The organism is Rhodobium orientis, from assembly GCF_003258835.1.
GTDB classification, from domain to species: domain Bacteria; phylum Pseudomonadota; class Alphaproteobacteria; order Rhizobiales; family Rhodobiaceae; genus Rhodobium; species Rhodobium orientis.
Genome location: NZ_NPEV01000238.1, coordinates 1 through 235, shown reverse-complemented (window position 1 = coordinate 235; position 235 = coordinate 1). Strand labels below are relative to the sequence as shown.

Sequence of the window (235 nt, the reverse complement as noted above, 5' to 3'; positions counted from 1 at the left end):
GACTGACAACAAGTTTGCGGCCTTGAACTCAGCGGTATGGTCAGGCGGATCATTCATCTACGTGCCAAAAGGCGTAAAAGTGGATACTCCGCTGCAAGCATACTTCCGCATCAACTCAGAAAACATGGGACAGTTCGAACGGACGCTGATCATCGTAGACGAAGGCGCTCACGTCCACTATGTAGAGGGATGTACAGCACCTGTTTATACGACGAACTCCCTTCACAGCGCGGTT

The 235-nt window shown here is 51.1% G+C and carries 1 protein-coding gene; it reads left to right on the top strand.

All coding sequences use genetic code 11. From position 1 onward, the window contains the following. Positions 1-235, top strand: a 235-nt coding sequence (locus tag CH339_RS26015) for a SufD family Fe-S cluster assembly protein (RefSeq protein ID WP_438646530.1), incomplete at both ends; no start/stop codon positions are given.